This is a genomic window from Sphingobium fuliginis (assembly GCF_004152845.1).
GTDB classification, from domain to species: Bacteria; Pseudomonadota; Alphaproteobacteria; order Sphingomonadales; family Sphingomonadaceae; genus Sphingobium; species Sphingobium fuliginis.
This window is the reverse complement of the sequence record NZ_SEON01000004.1, coordinates 123,305-143,646: the sequence shown is the minus strand read 5'-3', so window position 1 is coordinate 143,646 and position 20,342 is coordinate 123,305. Positions and strand designations below refer to the sequence as shown.

Below are 20,342 nucleotides of genomic sequence, written 5' to 3'. Positions count from 1 at the left end.
CGACATCCAATCCCGGTACATCAGCACATCGCCAATCACCGGACCGATACTTGCCGAATAAACTATCCTCCCGTTCCGAGTGCGTCTAACGGGGCGGGATGAACGGTGGCGGACAAGGGTATCACGACAATGCGCGCGGGCGCTGTGGATGCTGGCCTCCGGCTTTGCCTACAGCATCGCCATGGCGCTGGTGAAGCTGCTGGGCGACGACTATTCGTCGGCAACGCAGAATTTCGTGCGGCAGGGCGTCGGCCTGATCGCATTGGCGCCCTTCATCCTGCGGCGGCCCCGCAGCGCTTTCATGCTGCGCCGGCCGATGCTGATGATCCTGCGCTGTGCGGCCACCAGCCTGTCGATCATCCTTGCCTTCAACAGCTTTCACTTGTTGGGACTGGCGGAAGCGAACGCCCTGTCCTTCACCCGCACCCTGTTCCTCGTGCCGCTTGCCGCCCTGCTGCTGGGCGAAAAGCTGGATCGGCAAAGGCTCTTCGCCACGCTGGCGGGCTTTGCCGGGGTGCTGATCATCATCGCGCCCGGCTCCGCCCATTCGCTGATCGGCTGGCCGGCGGCCCAGGGGCTGCTGGCCGCGCTGCTCGTCTCCTGGTCGGTGATCAGCGTGAAGCAGATGACGCGCGATCATAGCGACCTGTCGCTTCTCACCTGGTCGACATTGCTGGGCCTCATCTTCACCGCACCGCTGGCCTGGAGCAGCTGGCGCATGCCCACCGCCGGGGATGCGCTGCTGCTGGCCGCCATGGGCGTGCTCGGCGTCGTGTCCCAAGCCTGCTACATTCGCGGCATGACCTTGGGAGAAGCGAGCCTGATGGGGCCGCTCGACTATGTCCGCATCCTTTTCGCCACGGCGCTGGGATATATGCTGTTCAGCGAATGGCCGCAGCCCGGCACCTATGTGGGATCGGCGCTGATCATCGGCACCGCCATCTACATCACCCTGCACGGGCGGCGGCGCGCTTGATCCTCGCTCAGCCTCTTTCCACGTCCGGGCCGAAATCGGGCGTCTCGGCGGCCGTCCAGGGCAGATGGCGGAAATAGCGCGCGCCTGCTTCCGCCTGATTGTGCACGGGCGTGAGCAGGCTTTCGTCCCCGATCTCCCCGATCCTTTGGGCGACCCGCTCGGCGCTGATCTCCGCGTCGAAAATCTCCCCTGTTTCCGCGAAGATCAGGCTCGACAGGCGACCGCCGCCCGTCAGCAGGATGCGGCCGGTCTCGGTGCAATCGCGGCTCAGGAACCAGGCCATTGCCGCCGCCACCTTCTCGGGCGGCAGGTTGTCGCGGAACCAGGCGACCGTGGAGGGATCGGGTATCTGCTCGATCAGCCGGGAATAGGATGTCGGCATCACGGCATTCACCACTATGCCCAGCGGCCTGCCCTCGATCGCGGCGTCCAGCGTCAAGCCCAGCATGCCCGCCTTGGCCGCAGCATAAGGGGCATTGCCGCCGACGCCAAGCGCGCCGTTGGAACTGACATTGAGGATGCGGCCATGGCGCTGCGCCGCCATATGCGGCCAGGCGGCGCGCATCAGATGGTGGCCACCGATCAGGTTCGTCGCATAATGGCGCTCGATCGCCTCGTCATCATGGGCGGTGAAGGGTCCGGCAATGCCCGTGCCGGCATTGTTGACCAGAACATCGATCCGTCCAAAGGCACTCAGGGCCGTTTGGACGATGGCCCGCGCATTCGCCGCCGTGCCGACCGCCAGACCATTGGCGATCGCCTGCCCACCCGCCGCCGTGATTTCCGCGACCACCGCTTCGGCTGGAGCGGAACTGCCATTCTGTTCGCCCAGAACGCCGCCGCCATAGTCGTTGACGACCACGGCGGCGCCGCGCCGCGCCAGTTCCAGCGCATAGGCGCGCCCCATGCCACCGCCTGCTCCCGTCACGATGGCCGTCTGGCCGGAAAAATCGATGGTCATGCTGTCATCGCCTTCACCAGTTCCGGCATGATCTCCGCGCCGGACGCAAAAGAGCTGGTCCATTCGGGCTGCGCGGTCAGGCCCCGCATCACGCTGTCGATGTCGCCTTCCGACAATTGGCGAACCGGCCCTTCCAATATCTGGACGCGGCGGACATGGCCTGCGCCCGCATGATAGATGCCGCCCGAGGTCGAACATCTGTCGCTGCATAGCCAGCCAACGACCGGCGCGACATGATCGGGCGAGGCATAGTCGGCCCATTCCGCCGGAATGCTGCCCGAGGACATAGGCGTATAGGCTGCGGGAGCGACGACATTGACGCACAGGTCCGCGCCAGCCGGGACATCGATCGCCAAAGAACGGGCGAGGCCCACCATCGCCGCCTTGGACGCCGCATAATCGGCCGATCCGACCTGTCCCCACAGTCCGGCGCTGGAGCCGGTCAGCACGATCCGCCCATAGCCCGCTTTCACCATGGCGGGCCACACGGCCTTCAGCCCCACCAGCACGCCGCGCAGGTTGATGTCGAGCAACGCATCCATTTCCTCCAGCGTCACCGTGCCGAAATCGCGGAACGCCTGAACACCCGCATTGCTGACGAAAATGTCGGGCGCGCCGAAATGCCGCCCGGCGATCCGCACCATTTCGGCGGCGGCCTGCGGCATCTGCACAGGCCCGTCATGCGCGACCGCCCGGCCGCCTGCCGCCACGATCTCCTCCACGACGGCCCGCGCCGAGGATGAGCCGTCCGGCGCCGGACGGTTGCTCACGACCACGGCGCAACCATGGGCGGCGAGCCATTGCGCATAGGCGCGGCCCAGCCCCTTAGCGGCGCCGGTGACGATGGCGGTGCGGCCCGAAAGGTCGAGCATCCCGCTCACAACATCATCTGCCCGCCGTCGACATTGATCGTCTGGCCCGTCACATAACGGCTGTCCTCGCTCGCCAGGAACAGCACGGCAGGGCCGATGTCCTCTGCGCAATCGCCCAGATAGCCGAGCGCGATCAGCTTCATGACCTTCTCCGCTTCTTCCGGGAAGTCCTTCACCCATTGTTCGGCAATGGGGCTGAGAGCGGCCGGGCAGATCACATTGACGCGGACTTTATATTTGCCCAGTTCCCGCGCGGCGGTGCGGGACAGGCCGCGAATGGCCTCCTTGGTCGCGGCATAGGCGGCGAATCCGACGCCGCCATGAATCCCCTCATAGGAACCGAAATTGATGATCGATCCGCCCTTTTCCTTCATATGCGGGACAGCCGCCTGCATATGCTGGAACGTTCCATAGAGACCGGATTCGATCGTCAGCGCGAACAGCGCGTCGTCCGTATCCTCGAACATGGTGCCGGGTTTGGACGTCTGGGCGTTGTTGACCAATATGTCGAGCCCGCCGAACAGTTGGACCGCCCTGGCGACGGCGGCCTCCGCATCGGCGCGCACGCCGGCGGTCCCCGCGATCCACGCCGCTTCGCCGCCCTCCGCCTTCAAGCCGGCGACCGCCGCTTCCAGCTTGTCGGGCGTGCGGCCGGTGATCAGCACCTTCGCGCCTTCCCGCAGGAAAACCTGCGCGATGCCCAGACCCACGCCCTGGCCGCCGCCGGTGACGATCGCGACCTTGCCGCTCAATCTGCCAGCCATATTCTCTCCTTTTGAATCTTTTGGGGTCAGGCGCCGATGAACTCGCGCAGCGCCCGGTGGAAATTCGACACGCTCCGTTCCTGCACGGGATTGGTGCGCGATCCGGTGAAGCCCGTGGAGCGCATGCCCCGCTGCACTTCGGTCATATTCTCGAAATCCTGCGTCAGGATCAGGCCCCAGGCGTCATGATCGCGCCAATCCTTGAATTCCTGCCGTTCCAGCGGCGGCTCCTGTCCTTCGGGATAGAGGACCAGCGAATAGACTTCGAAGATGCACCGTTCCGGATCATTGCGGTCGGGACGCGCGCGATAGGCGAGCATCGCATCGGGCGCGGGCAGGAAGACCATGTTCGGGAACAGGTGCCAGTCCGCCCCGGCTCGCCCGATCTCCTCCGGCGTCAGCGATGGGAAGGGGATGCCGCGTTCCTGCGCCGCCTCGAAGGCGATCTGGCCATATTTCATCAGCACGTCGAGCAGGGAGGCGTCCTCCGGCAGTTCGTCGACAAGCCGGTCCGCCAGTTCCGCCATGTGCGGCGGGATCGAGGCTTTCAGATCCTCCTCCAGCATCAGGACGAAGTCGCGGACGTTGCGGCGATAGTCGACCTGCGTGCTGGCAAGCCGGGGGGAGCGCTCGCCCAGCGAAATGCGCCCCGGCGCAAGCTGGTAACTGCCATGGCGTCCCTCGGCAAAGGACAGGGCCTCGTCATCGTGGACGGGCAGCAATTGGGTATGGGTCGTCTGGACGTGATAGCCCTCGTTGAAGGCTTCCAGCGCGGTCTTCCAGTTGCAGTCGATGCCCGTGCGCTTGTACCAGCGATAGCGCATCTTCTCGAACGGATAATTGCGGAAAACATCCGGAATGGGCGAGAGGAAGTCGAGCAGCGGTTCGGCATCCCCGTCCATGCAGATGAAGACGAATCCGCCCCAGCGATCAACCCGGACTTGCGGCAGGGCGATGTCCTCGTCCTTCAGGCTGCCGTCCCAATTATCGCGGTCGACCACATGGGCGATGGTGCCGTCCAGCTTCCAGGACCAGCCATGAAAACGACAGTACAGGCGGGCGGCATGGCCGCACCCTTCCGTCAGGCGGCGGCCGCGATGCTGGCACGCATTATGATAGGCCGCGATCCTGTCCGCCGCGACACGCACGACGATGATGGATTCGTCCAGCACGTCATAGGTCACATAATCCCCGACGCGGGGAATCTCCTCCTCGCGGCAGGCCATCTGCCAGGTGCGGGGCCAGAGCCGCCGTTGTTCCAGCCGCGCGAAATCGCGGCTGACATAATCTTCCTTCGGGATGAAATCCTCTGGCCCTGCCTTTTTCCTGCGGGTGATCTTCGGCTGTAGCGCGGCGGCTGGCTGGTTCACGATTGCTGCCCTCTCCTGAGACCTTGCCATCAGCTTCCCGCGCCCACATGGCGCAAGTCAATGTCGCGGGTCCACGCGGCCCGGATCATCGCCAGTCTGATCCCTGCCCGCCCGATCGGATGGATTTACCGTCAACCGTTCGGCTGCGAGAAGCGGATCATGGCAGGCTCACATCGGCGGCGACGCGCCGTCATGGGCGGCGATGGAGGCCATGATCTCCGCCGTGGTGGGATTGCGGCGCAGCGTCAGCCCGCCCGTCACATGGAAGGTCTGGCCCGTCATGAAACATTCGTCGCTGGCCATGAACAGCGCCGCATTGGCGATGTCTTCCACCGTGGTGATCCGGCCCAGCGGATATTCCTTCGCATAGGCCTCCACCATGCCGGGCACGTTGAACCCGCCCAGCATCGGCGTGATGGTCAGGCCCGGCGCCAGGATGTTCGCGCGGATGCCATGCCTGCCATATTCATAGGCGACAAAGCGCGTCATCTGGTTGAGCGCGGCCTTGGCGCCCATATAGCTGCAATGATCGTCGGACATGATGTCGGCCACGGCGGAAGAGATGTTGACGATCGCGCCGCCCCTTCCGTCCGGCCGTTCCCGCTTCATCGCGCCGACCATCACCTGCATGAAGAACAGCCCGCCCTTGAAGATGACGGAGAGGATCGAATCGATCTGCTCCTCCGTCTCCTCCTCGAAGGGCGCGAGGAAGCCGATGGCCGCCGCATTGACGGCGATGTCGATCGCGCCATGCCGCGCCAGCACCGCGTCCGCCAGCGACTGGATCTGGTCGCGGCTGCGGATGTCGCACGGAATGGCGGTGGCTCCGGTCGCGGCGGCGAACGCGTCCAGCCCTTTCTGGCCGCGACCGGACACGACGACATGCGCGCCTTCCTCCAGGAAGCGATGGGCGATCGCCTGTCCCATATTGCCTTCCCGCGTCGCGCCCATGATCACAGCGACCTTGCCTGACAGACGGCCCATGATGCTCTCCTTATCCATTCTGTTCCGACGACCGCGCGATCAGCGATTCAAAGTCGCGATGGGGCGGGAATTTGCGGCGGAAGACCGCATTGGCGCGCAGCGCTATCTCGCCGTCCGCGCTGAAGCGGCATTGCGCGAAGCCAAGATTGGGCGTCCAGCGCAGAACCTCCGCCCGTCCTTCCACCCATTGGCCTTCCGCCGCCGCGCCCAGGAAGTCGATGCTCATCGAAACGGTGGGCCCGCTCAGTCCTGTCACGAACCCGACATTCACGCCCATGACCACATCGGCCATCGTGGCCCAGGTGCCGCCATGACAATGGCCGCGCGGGTTGCAGTGCTGCTGTCCGACATGAAAGCCCAGCGTCACATGGCCGTCCGCTTCCCGGCGGATGTAAACCGGGTCGAAGCCGCCGATCACATCGTCCATCCGGTCCAGCCGGTGGAAGCCCGCCGGCACGTCCGCCATCCTCGCCTTTGCATTTTGCATAAGCGGCAGGACTGCGCCCTCCACCCGGACGGGGCAAGACGGGGAGGGTGCAAGGATCACATGGCCGATAGGCGGCGGGGCCAGCCTCGCCAGCGCGGCACGGGGCGCGCTATGCTGGCGCGATAGGGATTTGGAGAGCGGAACATGGGCATGAAATGGCTGAAATCGACGGACTGCATCAGCTTCGCGGTGCGCGACAATGTGGCCCGCATCACCCTGAACCGCCCCGAAAAGCGCAACGCCCTGTCGGGCCAGATGCTCAAGGAATTGCATCAGGCGCTGCTGGAAGCGGACGACCGGCGGGACGCCAATGTCATCCTGCTTTCGGGCGAGGGCAGGGATTTCTGCGCTGGCTACGACCTGACGGACAGCTATGGCGGCGCGGCCGACGCGGCGACGGACTATCATCCCGCCGCCTATCGCAGCCGCGCGGGGACCATCGACGACGACATCTGGAATCTGGAGCGGCAGCAGGAGCTGACCTCCATCATGCTGGACCTGCACAAGCCGATCGTGGCGAAGGTGCAGGGCAATTGCCTGGCGGGCGGCACCGACCTCGCTTTCTCCTGCGACATCGTGCTTGCCGCCGACGACGCGAAGATCGGCTTCCCCGCCGCCCGCGCCAACGGCACGCCGCCGACGAACCTGTGGTTCTATCATTGCGGTCCGCAGTGGACCAAGCGCATGCTGTTCACCGGCGACACGATCAGCGGCATCGACGCGGCGCGCATCGGCATGGTGCTGGAAGCCTATCCGGCCGAGGAACTGGATTTCGAGGCGGATGAGATGGTGCGCCGCATCGGCAGCGTCGACGCGGAAATACTCGCCACGCACAAGCGCGTCGTCAATGCGCAGATGGAGCTGGCGGGGGCGAAACAATCCCTGCGCTATGCCGCCGAACTCGATGCCCGCGCCCATCTCAGCACCGGCCCGCGCCGCAGCCGGTTCCGCAAGGACATGGCGGAAAAGGGATTGAAGGAAGCGCTTGCCAATCGCGACGCGCCGTTCGGCAAGGGGCGGATAGAGCTTCGCGCCCGCCGTCCCCGGCCGGAATAGGGACGCCGCCTCATCCTTCACAATTGCGATATGGCAGGGGCGGGGCTTTCCTGCCCGCCAAAACATGGCAGATGCTGGACGGCGTATAGCGAAAATCCGGCCTTTCGAAAGGACGTCTGAAATGAGCAACAGGGCAACCCCCGATGCGGCGACACAGTTAGAGATCTACCGCCGCATGGCGCTGATCAAGGCGAATGACGAACGGTCGCGCAAGGTCATCATGAACGGGCGGCTGGTCATGCCCTATTACAGCCCGCGCGGTCAGGAAGTGATCCCCAGCGCCATTTCGGTCAATCTGACGGATGAGGATTATATCTGCACCATCTATCGCGGCAGCCACGACCAGCTAGCCAAGGGCCTGCCGCTCAAGGATCTGTGGGCGGAGGTCGCCGGCCGCACCACCGGCACCTGCAAGGGGAAGGGCGGTCCGATGCACGTCACCTATCCCGCCAAGGGCATCATGGTGACGACCGGCATCGTCGGGTCCACCATGCCCATCGCCAACGGCCTTGCCTGGGGATCGCAGCTGCGCGGCGACGGTCGCGTGACGGTCGCCTCCTTCGGGGATGGCGCGGCCAATATCGGCGCCTTCCATGAATCGCTCAATCTGGCCGCCGTCTGGAAGCTGCCGGTGATCTTCGTGTGCCAGAACAATGAATGGGGCGAGCACACCGCCTATGACAAGACCAGCAACGTCAAGGTCGCGGATCGCGCCGCCGCTTATGGCATGCCGGGCGTGCGGGTGGACGGCAACGACCCCTTCGAAATGTACGCCGTGGCGCAGGAGGCGATCGCCCGCGCCCGCGCCGGAGAGGGGCCGACGCTGATCGAGGCGATGACCTATCGCTTCTTCGGCCACGTCTTCGGCGATGCCGACGCCTATATGGACAAGGCGCGCAAGGCCGATGCGATGGCGAACGATCCCGTCCCGCGCTTCCGCGCGCAGCTCATCGAAACCGGCATCGCGACGGAGGAGCAATTGGCCGAAATGGAAGCCGCCATCGAGAAGGAGATCGACGAAGCGGTCGAATTCGCGCTGGCAAGCGACTTCCCCGTCGTGGAGGAATTGAAGCGCGACGTGTTCGCGGAGGAGATGGCCTGATGAACGCCGAGACCCCGATGGCCCCCGCAAATATTGTGAAGGCCGCCAAGGCGAATATCCTCCAGGGCATCAACGCCGCCATCGCGGACGCCATGGAGGAGGATGAGAATGTCATCGCGCTGGGCGAAGACCTGGCCGATCCGGAGGAAGGCGGCGTCTGCGGCGTCACCAAGGGGCTGTCGTCGCGCTTTGGCGAGCATCGCGTGCGCTCCACGCCCATTTCCGAACAGGCGATCATCGGCGCGGCCATCGGCGCCAGTCTGGTGGGCTTCAAGCCCATTGCCGAGATCATGTTGATGAACTTCACGACCGTGGCGATGGACATGATCGTCAACCATGCGGCGAAGCTGCGCTTCATGTCGGGCGGGCAGACCCATGTGCCCATCGTCATCCGCACCATGACCGGGACGGGTTTCGCCAGCGGCGGGCAGCATTGCGACTATCTGGAAGCCTGGTTCGCGCATACGGCGGGGATCAAGGTGGTCGCGCCCTCCAGCCCGAAGGACGCCTATGGCCTGATGCGCAGCGCCATCGACGATCCCGATCCGGTGCTGTTCATCGAGAATCTGCCCACCTACTGGTCGCCCGCCGAAGCGCCGGAAAAGGGCCATCGCGTGCCCATTGGCAAGGCCAATGTGCTGAGCGAGGGCAGCGACGTCACCATCATCGCCTATGCCCGCATGATCCAGGAGGCGATGCCCGCCGTCGCCAAGCTGAAGGAAGCGGGCATCTCCGCCGAACTCATCGACCTGCGCACCATCGCGCCGTGGGACAGGGAAACGGTGGTGAAGTCGGTCGCCAGGACCGGCCGCGCCATCATCGTGCATGAGGCGGTGACGCCCTTTGGCGCCGGCGCGGAGATCGCGGCTGTGCTGAACGAGGAACTGTTCGGCAGGCTCAAGGCCCCGGTCCGACGGCTGGGCGGCGCTTTCTGCCCGGTTCCCTTCTCCAAACCGCTGGAAACCGCCTTCGCCCCGCAAACCGCCGACATCGTCGCGGCGGCAGAGGCCCTCGTCAAATCCTAATATCGCTCAGGGAGTTCCCAATGGCTGTTGAAGTATTGCTGCCCAAGATCGGCTTTTCGATGAATGAAGGCACGCTGGCCGAATGGCTGGTGGAAGATGGCGGCCAGGCCGTCGAAGGCCAGCCGCTCTATGCGCTGGAATCGGAAAAATCGACGCAGGAAGTGGAAAGCCCCGCCAGCGGCACCCTCAGGATCATCGCCCAGATCGGGGAAACCTATGAGGTCGGCACCCTTCTGGCGACCATCGGCTAAGCCCGATGCGCTACATCCTGCATGTCACCTCGCGCGCGGTGGCCGGGCGCGAGGCCGAATATGACCGCTGGTATGATGAGGTCCACTCGGTCGAGATGTGCCGGTTGCCGGGCATCCTGTCCTGTACCCGCTACAGGGAACTGGACATGACCGGAACCGAAACCGGCCTGTTCGTTGCCGATTATGAGGTTGACACGAACGATCCCGCGGCCCTGCTGAATAGCGTGTTCGCGGCGGCGCCGGCCATGCGGCTGACGGATTCCATCGACATGGAAAGCCCGCGCTTCACATTCCTCAAGCCAACGGGGCCTGAGCGCATATGAGCGATCTCCTGGCAGGTCTGGCCCCCTGGCCCACGGGCGACTTCTCAGTCTTTGGAGAGGTCGAGCAGCGCCCCCTCAGCAAGATCCAGAAATTCGTCGCGGCCTTTCTGGGCCGCAACTGGGTCGCCATTCCGCACGTCACCCATCAGGACGATGCGGACATCACGCAATTGGAGGAACGGCGCAAGGCGCATAACGCGGCGGGCGGCACGAAGCTGACCGCCGTGCCGCTGCTGGTGAAGGCGCTGGCCGACGGCCTGGCCGCCTTTCCGCAATTCAACGCCTCGCTCGATCCGGCGAGCGGCATGCTGACGCTCAAGAAATATGTGCATGTGGGCGTGGCGGTGGACACGCCGGGCGGCCTGCTGGTGCCGGTCATCCGGGACTGCGACCGCAAATCCGCGACGCAGATCGCGGAGGAGGTTGCCGCCCTTTCCGACAAGGCGCGGACCAAGGGCCTGTCGATGGCGGAAATGTCCGGCGGCTGCATCACCCTGACATCATTGGGGCATATTGGCGGGACCGGCTTCACGCCAATCGTCAACGCGCCCGAAGTCGCCATTCTGGGCGTCACGCGCGCCCGGCCGGTGCCGGTCCCGGGGGATGACGGCGGGATTGCGTGGCGGCAGATGCTGCCTCTGTCGCTCAGCTATGATCATCGCGTGATCAATGGTGCGGATGCGGCGCGTTTTTGCCGCTTCATCGCCGACCGGCTGGCGGCGGCCGACCTCTTCGCCTGAAAGCCGAAATGCGGTGCTGAACGAAATGCGGTTCTGGGGACGTCTCGTCTTTCGGCGGATCATTTTCCCGCTCTCATGGCCGCGAGCGCGTCCGCCGTCTCCGTCCAGATCGCGCCCATGTCCGGATGCCGGCGCGCTTTCGCCCGATAGCCCGCCAGATTGGGGCAGTCCGCGAGAGGATCGTCGAGCCCGAAGATTTGGGCGACCACCTCGCACAGCAACAGGCTGGGCAGCAATATGCAGTCCGCCTTGCTGATGGCGCCGCCCGCGGCGAAAGGGGCGTCTGCCGTGAACCGGTCGGTGAGCGCCAGCCCGTTGCGCCAATTGGCGATCTCGGCCGCGACCGTCGCCTCGTCGCGGGTCACAGGGTCCATCTGCTTGAACAAACGCGACATGGCAGGCGTGGCATAGAGTTCGAAACTGCGGATGATGTTGCGCATCCTCACCCGTTCGCCCGTATCGGCGGGCAATAAGGATGGAGCAGGGAAGCGCTCGTCCAGATAGTCGATGATGGTCTCCGATTCGGCAATCGCCAGCCCGTCGTCCGTCACCAGCACCGGCAATTTCCCGATCGGATTGATCGCCAGAAATTCAGGCGACCGCGTGCCGCCGCCCGGCGGAGGTTGCATGGCATAGTCCAGCGTCTTGACGCGCAGCGCCAGCCGCACGCGGGCGGCGAAGGGCGAAAGGGTGACGGCATAGAGGATCATGCCTCATCTCCATCGCGGTAGAGGCGCGCCAGCGTGCCTGCGAGCGGCGTCGGCACGAAACCGTCGCCAAAGGGCCAGTCCAGCATACCCGCCGCCGCCATGGTGCCGCCGTCGACATGCAGCGTCATGCCCGACACGAAGGTGGACAGGTCCGAACCCAGGAACAGCACGGCATCGGCGAGCGCGTCGACCGGCGGCTGTTCGCCCCTGGGGATGTACATTTCCAGGCCCTTGCCCTGGGCGTGAGCGGGCAGCCTGGCAAAACCCTCCGCGAAGGAGGGGGGCATGGCGGCCATATTGCCCCGGCTCAATGTCGTGTCCGGCGCGATGCAACTGACGCGGATCCTGTCCTTGCCCAGTTCCACCGCCATCGAACGGGTGAAGTTCGTCGTCGCCGCCTTGGCGCCCGCATAGACTGAAAAGCTGGCGGCGCCGCGATGCGCCTCTATGGTGGTGAAATTGACGATGCTGCCGCCATCGCCGGAACGCTTGATCAGCGGCACGGCGCGCTGCACCGACTGGACGACATAGCCATAGTTGCGATGGATGTCCCGGGCGATGTCGGCCCGGCTGGCTTCGGACAGCAATTGCCGCTTCGTTCCGCCCGCCACGTTCACCACTATGTCGAGACGTGGGCAGGCGCGTTCGACCTCGTCGTAAAAGGCGTCGAGCGCAGCTTCGTCGGTGGCATCGACGACCATGGCCGTGACCTGGCGGCCCATGGACCTGACCGCTTCCTCCGTCCCCGCCAGCGCAGCCGCGTCGATGTCGCAGATCGCAAGGTCCACCCCCGCCTTGGCCAGCGCCAGCGATATGCCTGCCCCAATGCCGCCCCCGCCGCCGATGACGGCCGCCACTTTGCCGGCCAGATTGGCGCGTTCGTCCAGAAAACCGCTCATCCAGGACTCCTCTCCAGCTCATGTTGTTGCAGGGTTGCATGCAATGCGGCAAGGACGCCGCGGCAGACATCAAAAGGCCGATGAGATGGGGAGGAAGCCTATGCCGCGCGGCATTCCGATGTAGGATGCACGGCTCGACCATCCGGAACTTCCACAGCCTTGCCGAACGCTTCCTCGCATTTCCCTATTCCGGTCCGCCTGCGGCTCTGGACCGTTGCTGACCGCGGCAGGAGCAGAAGATGGATCGACTGACCGCGATGGAGGCCTTCGTCGCCGTGGCTGAGGCCGGTTCCTTCACCCGCGCCGCGCTGCGCCTCAACATCTCGACGCCGATGGTCACCCTGCATGTCAGGCGGCTGGAGGAACATCTGGGCGTGCGGCTGTTCAACCGCTCGACGCGCCGCGTCGACCTGACCGCCGAAGGGGGCCATTATCTGACCTATGCGCAGGCTGCGCTGGACGCCGTGGCCACGGCCGACATGGCGGTGCGGCCGGGGGCAGGCATAGCGGGACGCGTGCGGCTGGATGCCCCGGCCTCCATGGGGCAGGCGTTCGTCATGCCAGCACTGGCCGAATTCCAACGGGCCCATCCGCAGCTGATCCTCGACCTGACGCTAGGCGATCGAGGGACTTTCTTTCGCGTCGACGGCTTCGACCTGGTCATCCGCGCGGGCGAAGCGCCGCCCACGGGATGGAAGACCCTGACGCTCGGCACGACAAGGCTGATCTGCCTGGCATCGCCTGACTATATCGCACAGCACGGCCAGCCGTCGGAAGCCGATGACCTGACTCAGCATCGCGCCATACTCTATGCCAGCGTGGAAATGCCGGGCGGCAATCCGCTTCAATTGCGGCACGGCGACCGCACCGTCCGCGTGCGACCGCCGACGGCCTTCACATTCAACGACGGCGCGGCGATATTGTCCGCAACCCTCGCCGGTCTGGGCGTCGGCCAGACGCTGGAAATGCTGGCCCGCGACCATATCCGCGCCGGTCGCCTGATCCCGCTGCTGCCGGAAGCGAACTGGCCCCGGCTGCCTGTCGTGCTGATGGGCGCCCCGGATCGTATCGCCCTGCCGCATGTGCAGGCCGCGCTCGCCTTCCTGACGGAGCGGATCGACTGGCGCCTCGACCCCGGCTGATCCGTCAGGCCGCCAGATCGGCCGGCCTGCACAGCGCGGGCGTGCCCTTGGTGCTGATCCGGTAGAGCAGCCGCCGCTTGCCGGGTTCGTCGGAATATTCGATCGGCGTGGCGCTGTGCAGCACCTGGAAATTGTCCCACAGGAAGATGTCGCCGGCCTCGACCTTGTAGCGCGTGACGAACCGGGGCTGCGTGCAATGGGCGCGCAACCGGTCGATCAGCGCGCGCCCCTCGTCAACGTCCAGCCCCTCCGCGCCGAAGGCCGAACCGGACAGATAGAGCGCCTTTCGTCCCGACACCGGATGACGCATCACCAACGGATGCGAAACAATGCCGTGCCGTGCGGTATTTTCCGGAATGAAGGGGATCTTCTCACCCGGCAGGGCCGGGGACCCGCCCAGGCAGTGCAATCCGGTGAGCCCGTCGATCCTGGCCTTCATGTCCTCGTCCAGCGCATCATAGGCCATGACCGTGCTGGCGATCAGCGTTTCGCCGCCTTCATCGGGCGTTTCCACACCATAGAGCATGGTCACGCTGGCGGGCACCGCTTCATAGCTGCTGTCCTGATGCCAGAATTTGGCGCCGTCGCGATAGCGCTCGGGCGTGGCGGCGGCATTGGTGATCCGGATCATCTCCGGAAAGTCATCCTTCCTGTGCGACGGCAGGTGGAACATCAGCGGGTCGCCCCATTGATGGCCAAAGGCGACATAGTCCGCATCGGTCAGCCGCTGCCCGCGTATCGCGAGAATTTGATGTTCGTGCAGCGCCGCGATCAAGGCGCGCAAGGTCTCGTCGCTCTGGGGGACGGAAAGGTCGACGCCTTCGACGATGGCGCCGAAGGGACCGGGCATGGCGCTGATGATCATGGGGAATCCTCTCAATTTCCTGGGAGGCATCATAGGCTCCAACAAAAATAAAGCAAATGCTTTAATATGAGGTCTGGCCATCCTTTGCGGGCCAGCTACAAGCATCGCCATGGCCTCCTCTTCCCGCAGCGAAACCACCCGCCGGCAGCTTTGCCTCGCGGCAGAGACATTGGTGGCGCAATCGGGGATCGGCGTGGCGACGCTGCGCGCTGTCGCGATTGCCGCCGGGCAGAAGAACACCGCCGCCGTCAGCTATCATTTCGGCAGCGTGGAGGAACTGCTGCGCGCCGTCATCGACATGCGGCTCCGGGATACGGAGGCGGAGCGCGCACGGATGATCCGGGAAAGCGGTCCCTCGCTGGAGGATGTTGACGCCTTCACCGCCTGGCGCTGCATGATGCGGCCCTATTTCCTCCTTGACGATGAACAGACGCCGCACGCCCATATCCGGTTCATGATGCACATGAGCGCGGCGGGCCTGCTCAGCGATCCGTTCGATGCGCGCATCCCGCGGCCCGGCGCGCCCAGCATCGCGGCCCTGCTGGAGCGGTTGCACGCCGCGCTGGCCTGGCTGCCGCCGCAACTGGGCCGGGTCCGCATTGCGCTGGCGGGGACGATGATGTGGAATGCGGTGGCGCTGTTCGACAAGCATGGCTTTGGCGAGGAGCAGCCCGCGCTGGAGATGGAGACGCTGCTCACCGATGTCGAGAAACTGGTGCGGCTGGTGTTGAGCGCACCCGCCTAAAGGAGGGCAGGGCGCGCCCATTCCGCCCTGCTATACGGTTTCGGCCGTTCCCAGCACGACCGTCGCTTCGCTCGACAACACGCCGCCATTGCCATGCGCGACGGCAAGGCGGGCATTCTTGACCTGCCGTTCGCCGCATTCGCCGCGAAGCTGACGCGTGGCTTCCACCAGCAGGAACAGGCCATACATGCCCGGATGCACGCAGGACAGGCCGCCGCCATTGGTATTGAGCGCCAACCCGCCGCCCGGCGCGACATGCCCGCCCGAGACGAAGCGTCCGCCTTCCCCCTTGGGGCAGAAGCCCAGATCCTCCAGGAACAGGATGGGCGTGATGGTGAACGCGTCGTAGAGCATCGCCACATCCATGTCGGCGGGCTTGACCCCGGCCTGCGCGAAGGCCTGCGGACCGGAAATCGCCGCCCCCGTCACGGTGAGGTCGGGCATGGAGCTGATTTCGCGATGGGTGACAGCATGGGCCGCGCCCAGCACATGGACCGGCGCCCTGGCGCAATCCTTCGCCCGGTCGGCGCGAACCATCACCACGGCGGTCGCGCCGTCGTTGAACAGGCAGCAATCGCGCACGGTCAGCGGATCGGACACCATCCGCGCCTTCAGCACATCCTCGATGCTCAGCGGATCGCGCACAGCCGCTTCCGGATTCAATTGCGCCCATTGCCGCGCCGCGACCGCCACTTCGGCCAGTTGCTCGCGGGTGGTGCCGTAGAGATGCATGTGCCGGCTCGCCGCCAGCGCATAGGAGGAGAGGGGAGCGAGCGGCTTGTACGGCGCTTCCCACGGGCTCTGGCGCGTCATGCCGACGCCGGGCGGCGGGTTGCTCGCCGGGTTTGAGCCATAGGCGATCAGCGCGCAGTCGATCAGCCCCGCCTCCAGCGCGAGCGCCGCCTGCTGCACATAGACTTCGAAAGCGGAGCCTCCGGTGCGGTTGCAGTCAGTGACCTTCGGCGTCAGGCCCAGATATTCGGCCAGTTCCATGCCGCCCAGCGCCTCATAGGGCGCGGAGGTGTAGAGCGCATCCACTTCCGACAGGGCAATGCCCGCATCGGCCAGCGCCAGCAGCGCGGCCTTCGCCGCCATGTCCACGGCGGACAGGCCGGGGCATTGGCCGATGCCATAGGTCGACGCGCCCACGATCGCGGCGCGCCCGCGCGGAAATCCATTGCCCATGCTCATGCGGGCACGAAGACGAGCAAAGGCTTGTCCCCCTCCTGGATGATGCTGGCCCTGACGGCCATGCCGATATGGATGTCATCGACCGGCACGCCATCGACGCGGCTCATGAGGCGCGGTCCTTCGGCCAGGTCGACCAGAACGACGCTGTAGCTGTCGGCCGGGTCCTTCTTGCGCACGATGGTGACGGCATGCACCGAGGCCGCGCCGGATGCGCTCACCCATTCCAGATCCTCCGCGCCCGTGCCCGGCTCCATGACGCGGGGGTAGAAAACATGGCCGCCGGTCGACCGGCTGCGCTGGATCATGAAACGACCCTCGGCCAGGTGCGCGCGCCATTCCGCTTCGGGCTGGAACATCCGCGTCACTCGCCCCGGAACAGCGGCTTGCGCTTTTCGCGGAAGGCCGCCAGCCCTTCCTCATGGTCTTCGGTGCGGCTCATCAGCGGCTGGATCGCGGCCTCCAGCTCCAGATATTGCTCGAACCCGTTGTTCCAGCTCAGATCGAACTGGCGCTTTGCCATGCCCATGGCGATGCTGGGGCCGGACGCGAAGCTTTCCGCCAGTTCCATCGCCCGGTCCATCAATGCATCCTGGGCGACCTTCTCATAAGCGATGCCCATGGCCACCGCTTCGTCGGCACGGATGATGCGGCCCGAATAGACCAGTTCCTTGGCCTTCTGCACGCCCAGCGACTGGCGCAGGTGCCAGACAAGGCCGCCATCGGGCGCCAATGCGATGTTGCGGAATATCGCGGCAAAGCGGGCCTGTTCGCCCGCCAGCACGATGTCGCAGGCCAGCGCGTAGGAAAAGCCCACACCCACGCATATGCCCGGCACGGCTGCAATGGTCGGCTTCTTGAGCGAATATATGGCCTTCGCGATGCGGTTGAGCGTGTACATCCGGTCCATCGATCCGGTGACGCCGCCCTTGCGCATGCCCGATACGTCCATGCCCGAACAGAAGTCGCCACCTGCTCCGGTCAGGATGACCGCGCGCACGTCCTGATCCATCGCGATGTCCTCGAACGCGCCATATAGCTGGCCGCGCATCTCCTGGGTGATCGCATTCTTGGTCTGCGGGCGGTCAAGCGTCACGATCGCGACCGGACCCTGCTTTTCGACGATGATGGTCATGGGGAGCGCTCCCTGTTTCTTGTCAAACCTGCTTTGTGGACCGGCATGGTCCGGGTCAAGAATGGCGCGCGGCTTCATCAAAGACGTGATGAGGCAAGCGCCTTTATGGAAAGCCGCGCCATCAGCCCCTATCTGCGCCCCAGCTTCTGACGGGAGATTTCGAAGCATGAAGGATGCGGCCATCGTCGCCACCGCGCGCACGCCGATCGGTAAGGCGCACCGGGGCGCTCTCAACAATATCCATGGCGCGACGCTGGCGGCGCACTCCATCCGCGCCGCCGTGGAACGTGCCGGAATCGATCCGGGGGAGATCGATGACGTCCTGCTGGGATCGGCGCGGTGCGAAGGCGCTGTGGGTTCCAACGTCGCGCGCCAGGCTGCGTTGCGCGCGGGCCTGCCGATCAGCGTGTGCGGCATGACGCTGGATCGAAAATGCTCCTCCGGTCTCCAGACCATCGCCATCGCCGCGCAGCGCATCCGCAGCGGGGAGGGGGGCGTCTATGTAGCCGGCGGCGTGGAAACCGTCAGCCTGGTCGACCCGCATCGCAACCTATTTCGCAGCAAGGACGAATGGCTGCTGGACCATAAGCCCGAAATCTACATGGCGATGAACCTGACCGGCGACATCGTGGCCCGCCGCTACGGCATCAGCCGCGAAGCGCAGGATGCATTCGCCGTGACGAGCCAGTCTCGCACCGCGAACGCCCAGGACAAAGGCTGGTTCGACGAGGAGATCGTGCCGGTGGCCACGACGAAGAATGTCGTGGACAAGGCGCTGGCCGTCACGGGTCAGGAAAAGGTCACGCTGACGCAGGACGAATGCAACCGGCCCGGCACGGACATGGAGGGGCTCGCCAAGCTGAAGCCCTTGTTCGAAGGCGGTTCGGTGACGGCGGGCAATTGCAGCCAGTTGTCGGACGGCTCCAGCGCCTGCGTCATCATGGACGCGGACGAAGCGGCGCGGCGCGGTCTGCCGATCCTGGGTCTCTACAAGGGCATGCAGGTGGCTGGATGCGAGCCGGACGAAATGGGCATCGGGCCGGTCTTCGCCGTGCCGAAGCTGCTCGACCGGGCCGGGCTTTCGGTATCCGACATCGACATTTGGGAACTGAACGAGGCTTATGCCAGCCAGGCGCTCTACTGCATCGACCGGCTGGGCATCGACCGGGCCAGGGTCAATGTCGACGGCGGCGCCATTTCGATCGGACACCCGTTCGGCATGACCGGATCGCGCATGACCGGCCATGCCCTGCTGGCCGGCAAGCGGCTGGGCGCGAAGAACGCCGTCGTCACCATGTGCATCGGCGGCGGCATGGGCGCCGCCGCGCTGTTCGAAATCATTTGACGGCCAGGCGGGCGATGGCGCCCGCTTGCCGCTTCCTTTGCGGCAGGGCGGGGACATTCAACCGCCCTTCGTCACCGGAATCAGTGCTCCACTGACGGCGCGTGCCGCCGGCGAGGCAAGGAACTGGATGACCTCGGCAATCGCGCCCGGTTGCACCCATTGGCTGAAGTCGGCATCCGGCATGTCGGCGCGATTGGTCGGCGTGTCGATAATGCTAGGCAGGATCGCGTTCACCGTGATGTCCTTGCCCGCCAGTTCGGCCGCCAGGCTCTCGGTCAATTTATGCACGGCCATTTTCGATGCGGCATAGCCGCCCATGCCCGCTGCGGCGACGACGGCGCCCCCCGCGCCGATGTTGACGATGCGGGCTTGCGCCGCCTTCTCCAGTTCCGGCAGGGCCGCCTTGGTCATGTTGACGCAGGTGGTGGCGTTCATCGCGAACATGCGGTTCCATGTCGCGCTGCCTCCATCCGCCAGCGTCTCCCATATGAAGCCGCCCGCGACATTGACCAGCACGTCGATCGATCCCAGCGCTTCCACGATGTCCGCCACCAGCTTCTGCGTTGCGGAGAAGTCGGTCAGATCGACGCCGCCCATGTCGAAGCAGCCCGCCGGAGTCTCCGCCGGGGCGGGGGCGTAATCGACCCGCGCTACCCTGTCTCCTGCTGCCGCGAAGGCAGAAGCGACGGCGCCGCCCAATATCCCGAAAGCGCCGGTGACGACGACAGTTCGTGCGGTCATGCAATATCCTCTGGTCAGATGTTGAACCTGTCATATCCATATATTCGGCAAGTGGAGCGGGCAAATCAGCCCGCCGCGGCCTTGCGCACCAGCGGCCGGACATAGGAGATGTCGCTCTTGTCGCGCCGGTTGGGGCCTGTGCTGAAGATGCGCGCCTTCCATTCGTCGGGAATTTCGGCCGCCGTCAGCGTCGCCGTCATTTCATTGACGCAGACCCTGTCGGCAATGCGCCACTCGCCGTTGCGCCTTTCGAACCGGTCCACATAGCGGCCGAAGCTGAGCTGGGGCGGTGCGCCCTTATTCTCGCCCCAGAAAGTATAATAGGTTTCCCCATGCGCCGTCTCGCCGTCGATCTCGACCGTGTGGTTGCTGATCGCGTGATGATGCCTGGTCTGGAATTCGCCATGCCATCCGATCGCCCAGTCGACGAAATCGGCGGCATAGCCTTCCGCAACGCCATGATCGTCGAAAGCGTCGGGCCAATAGGCCGACAGCATCAGTTCGCGGTCGTGCCGGTCGACGCCGCGCGTATAGCGCAGCAGGCAATCGTGGATGGCGGTGCGGTCCTTCATCTCCTGAAGGAAGGCGATGAGGTCGGGCGTGAGTTCGGTCATGGCAATCCCCTCTGCGCTGTCGGTGCATGGGCGGGCGAGGCGGCGGT

At 65.2% G+C, this 20,342-nt stretch carries 24 protein-coding genes; 10 read left to right on the top strand and 14 right to left on the bottom strand.

Annotated features, from left to right (window positions below):
* Nucleotides 1-148: 148 nt before the first annotated feature.
* Nucleotides 149-976, top strand: coding sequence for a DMT family transporter (locus EWH10_RS11705; protein ID WP_052628104.1), 828 nt, complete (start codon nucleotides 149-151; stop codon nucleotides 974-976).
* Between the two features lie 7 nt (nucleotides 977-983).
* On the opposite strand, the gene EWH10_RS11700 is transcribed toward EWH10_RS11705, so the two are convergent.
* The 6 genes from EWH10_RS11700 to EWH10_RS11675 all read right to left on the bottom strand — a co-directional run bounded on the left by EWH10_RS11700 (nucleotide 984) and on the right by EWH10_RS11675 (nucleotide 6,393).
* Nucleotides 984-1,937, bottom strand: a complete 954-nt coding sequence (locus EWH10_RS11700; RefSeq protein WP_065846172.1) for an SDR family NAD(P)-dependent oxidoreductase — start codon at nucleotides 1,935-1,937, stop codon at nucleotides 984-986.
* Entirely contained in the window at nucleotides 1,934-2,809 is an 876-nt protein-coding gene (locus EWH10_RS11695) for an SDR family NAD(P)-dependent oxidoreductase (RefSeq protein ID WP_044660665.1), read from the bottom strand. The genes EWH10_RS11700 and EWH10_RS11695 overlap by 4 nt, the downstream gene beginning before the upstream one ends.
* A gap of 5 nt (nucleotides 2,810-2,814) precedes the next feature.
* Nucleotides 2,815-3,573 carry an SDR family NAD(P)-dependent oxidoreductase gene (locus EWH10_RS11690; protein WP_025550250.1) on the bottom strand — a complete coding sequence of 253 codons (759 nt, stop codon included), beginning with the start codon at nucleotides 3,571-3,573 and terminating at the stop codon, nucleotides 2,815-2,817.
* Between the two features lie 26 nt (nucleotides 3,574-3,599).
* Nucleotides 3,600-4,943: an aromatic ring-hydroxylating dioxygenase subunit alpha gene (locus EWH10_RS11685; RefSeq protein ID WP_025550251.1), complete on the bottom strand. Its 1,344-nt coding sequence runs from the start codon at nucleotides 4,941-4,943 to the stop codon at nucleotides 3,600-3,602.
* A 168-nt stretch (nucleotides 4,944-5,111) separates the two neighbouring features.
* Nucleotides 5,112-5,927, bottom strand: a complete 816-nt coding sequence (locus EWH10_RS11680) for an SDR family NAD(P)-dependent oxidoreductase (protein ID WP_025550253.1) — start codon at nucleotides 5,925-5,927, stop codon at nucleotides 5,112-5,114.
* Between the two features lie 10 nt (nucleotides 5,928-5,937).
* On the bottom strand, nucleotides 5,938-6,393 hold the full coding sequence (locus EWH10_RS11675) for a PaaI family thioesterase (protein WP_025550255.1): 456 nt from the start codon (nucleotides 6,391-6,393) through the stop codon (nucleotides 5,938-5,940).
* 171 nt (nucleotides 6,394-6,564) lie between these two features.
* Here EWH10_RS11675 and EWH10_RS11670 point away from each other — a divergent pair, with 171 nt between their 5' ends.
* From EWH10_RS11670 to EWH10_RS11645, 6 genes are all read left to right on the top strand, one after another.
* Nucleotides 6,565-7,470 (top strand): crotonase/enoyl-CoA hydratase family protein, encoded by a 906-nt coding sequence (locus EWH10_RS11670; protein ID WP_229742582.1) that lies wholly within the window; start codon nucleotides 6,565-6,567, stop codon nucleotides 7,468-7,470.
* A 121-nt stretch (nucleotides 7,471-7,591) separates the two neighbouring features.
* On the top strand, nucleotides 7,592-8,572 hold the full coding sequence (locus tag EWH10_RS11665; protein ID WP_025550259.1) for a thiamine pyrophosphate-dependent dehydrogenase E1 component subunit alpha: 981 nt from the start codon (nucleotides 7,592-7,594) through the stop codon (nucleotides 8,570-8,572).
* Nucleotides 8,572-9,597, top strand: a complete 1,026-nt coding sequence (locus EWH10_RS11660) for an alpha-ketoacid dehydrogenase subunit beta (protein WP_170825573.1) — start codon at nucleotides 8,572-8,574, stop codon at nucleotides 9,595-9,597. The genes EWH10_RS11665 and EWH10_RS11660 overlap by 1 nt, the downstream gene beginning before the upstream one ends.
* A gap of 20 nt (nucleotides 9,598-9,617) precedes the next feature.
* Nucleotides 9,618-9,848, top strand: coding sequence for a biotin/lipoyl-containing protein (locus tag EWH10_RS11655; protein ID WP_025550263.1), 231 nt, complete (start codon nucleotides 9,618-9,620; stop codon nucleotides 9,846-9,848).
* 5 nt (nucleotides 9,849-9,853) lie between these two features.
* Nucleotides 9,854-10,171 (top strand): hypothetical protein, encoded by a 318-nt coding sequence (locus tag EWH10_RS11650; protein ID WP_025550265.1) that lies wholly within the window; start codon nucleotides 9,854-9,856, stop codon nucleotides 10,169-10,171.
* Nucleotides 10,168-10,911: a 2-oxo acid dehydrogenase subunit E2 gene (locus EWH10_RS11645; protein ID WP_025550267.1), complete on the top strand. Its 744-nt coding sequence runs from the start codon at nucleotides 10,168-10,170 to the stop codon at nucleotides 10,909-10,911. Before EWH10_RS11650 ends, EWH10_RS11645 begins: the two co-directional genes overlap by 4 nt.
* A gap of 59 nt (nucleotides 10,912-10,970) precedes the next feature.
* Here EWH10_RS11645 and EWH10_RS11640 read toward each other — a convergent pair whose 3' ends face one another.
* Entirely contained in the window at nucleotides 10,971-11,621 is a 651-nt protein-coding gene (locus tag EWH10_RS11640; RefSeq protein ID WP_025550269.1) for a glutathione S-transferase family protein, read from the bottom strand.
* A complete protein-coding gene (locus tag EWH10_RS11635) occupies nucleotides 11,618-12,520 on the bottom strand; it encodes an SDR family NAD(P)-dependent oxidoreductase (protein ID WP_025550271.1) in 903 nt (300 codons plus the stop codon). Before EWH10_RS11635 ends, EWH10_RS11640 begins: the two co-directional genes overlap by 4 nt.
* Before the next feature lie 239 nt (nucleotides 12,521-12,759).
* Between EWH10_RS11635 and EWH10_RS11630 the strand changes: the two genes are divergently transcribed.
* Complete coding sequence (locus EWH10_RS11630) at nucleotides 12,760-13,662, top strand: LysR family transcriptional regulator (protein WP_025550273.1); 903 nt, start codon at nucleotides 12,760-12,762, stop codon at nucleotides 13,660-13,662.
* Between the two features lie 4 nt (nucleotides 13,663-13,666).
* Here EWH10_RS11630 and EWH10_RS11625 read toward each other — a convergent pair whose 3' ends face one another.
* Nucleotides 13,667-14,527, bottom strand: a complete 861-nt coding sequence (locus EWH10_RS11625) for a TauD/TfdA dioxygenase family protein (RefSeq protein ID WP_025550275.1) — start codon at nucleotides 14,525-14,527, stop codon at nucleotides 13,667-13,669.
* 109 nt (nucleotides 14,528-14,636) lie between these two features.
* On the opposite strand from EWH10_RS11625, the gene EWH10_RS11620 reads away from it, so the two are divergent.
* On the top strand, nucleotides 14,637-15,272 hold the full coding sequence (locus EWH10_RS11620; protein WP_052628101.1) for a TetR/AcrR family transcriptional regulator: 636 nt from the start codon (nucleotides 14,637-14,639) through the stop codon (nucleotides 15,270-15,272).
* A gap of 30 nt (nucleotides 15,273-15,302) precedes the next feature.
* Here EWH10_RS11620 and EWH10_RS11615 read toward each other — a convergent pair whose 3' ends face one another.
* From EWH10_RS11615 to EWH10_RS11605, 3 genes are read right to left on the bottom strand one after another with little or no spacing between them, the layout of a single operon-like run.
* Nucleotides 15,303-16,457: a thiolase gene (locus EWH10_RS11615; RefSeq protein WP_242495890.1), complete on the bottom strand. Its 1,155-nt coding sequence runs from the start codon at nucleotides 16,455-16,457 to the stop codon at nucleotides 15,303-15,305.
* 2 nt (nucleotides 16,458-16,459) lie between these two features.
* Nucleotides 16,460-16,768, bottom strand: a complete 309-nt coding sequence (locus EWH10_RS11610) for a Zn-ribbon domain-containing OB-fold protein (protein ID WP_229742584.1) — start codon at nucleotides 16,766-16,768, stop codon at nucleotides 16,460-16,462.
* A gap of 56 nt (nucleotides 16,769-16,824) precedes the next feature.
* On the bottom strand, nucleotides 16,825-17,595 hold the full coding sequence (locus EWH10_RS11605) for an enoyl-CoA hydratase/isomerase family protein (RefSeq protein ID WP_044660660.1): 771 nt from the start codon (nucleotides 17,593-17,595) through the stop codon (nucleotides 16,825-16,827).
* A 166-nt stretch (nucleotides 17,596-17,761) separates the two neighbouring features.
* On the opposite strand from EWH10_RS11605, the gene EWH10_RS11600 reads away from it, so the two are divergent.
* Nucleotides 17,762-18,940: an acetyl-CoA C-acyltransferase gene (locus tag EWH10_RS11600; protein ID WP_044660659.1), complete on the top strand. Its 1,179-nt coding sequence runs from the start codon at nucleotides 17,762-17,764 to the stop codon at nucleotides 18,938-18,940.
* A gap of 57 nt (nucleotides 18,941-18,997) precedes the next feature.
* On the opposite strand, the gene EWH10_RS11595 is transcribed toward EWH10_RS11600, so the two are convergent.
* Nucleotides 18,998-19,681, bottom strand: a complete 684-nt coding sequence (locus tag EWH10_RS11595; RefSeq protein WP_065846170.1) for an SDR family NAD(P)-dependent oxidoreductase — start codon at nucleotides 19,679-19,681, stop codon at nucleotides 18,998-19,000.
* 65 nt (nucleotides 19,682-19,746) lie between these two features.
* Nucleotides 19,747-20,295 (bottom strand): nuclear transport factor 2 family protein, encoded by a 549-nt coding sequence (locus EWH10_RS11590; RefSeq protein ID WP_044660657.1) that lies wholly within the window; start codon nucleotides 20,293-20,295, stop codon nucleotides 19,747-19,749.
* Between the last annotated feature and the right edge of the window lie 47 nt (nucleotides 20,296-20,342).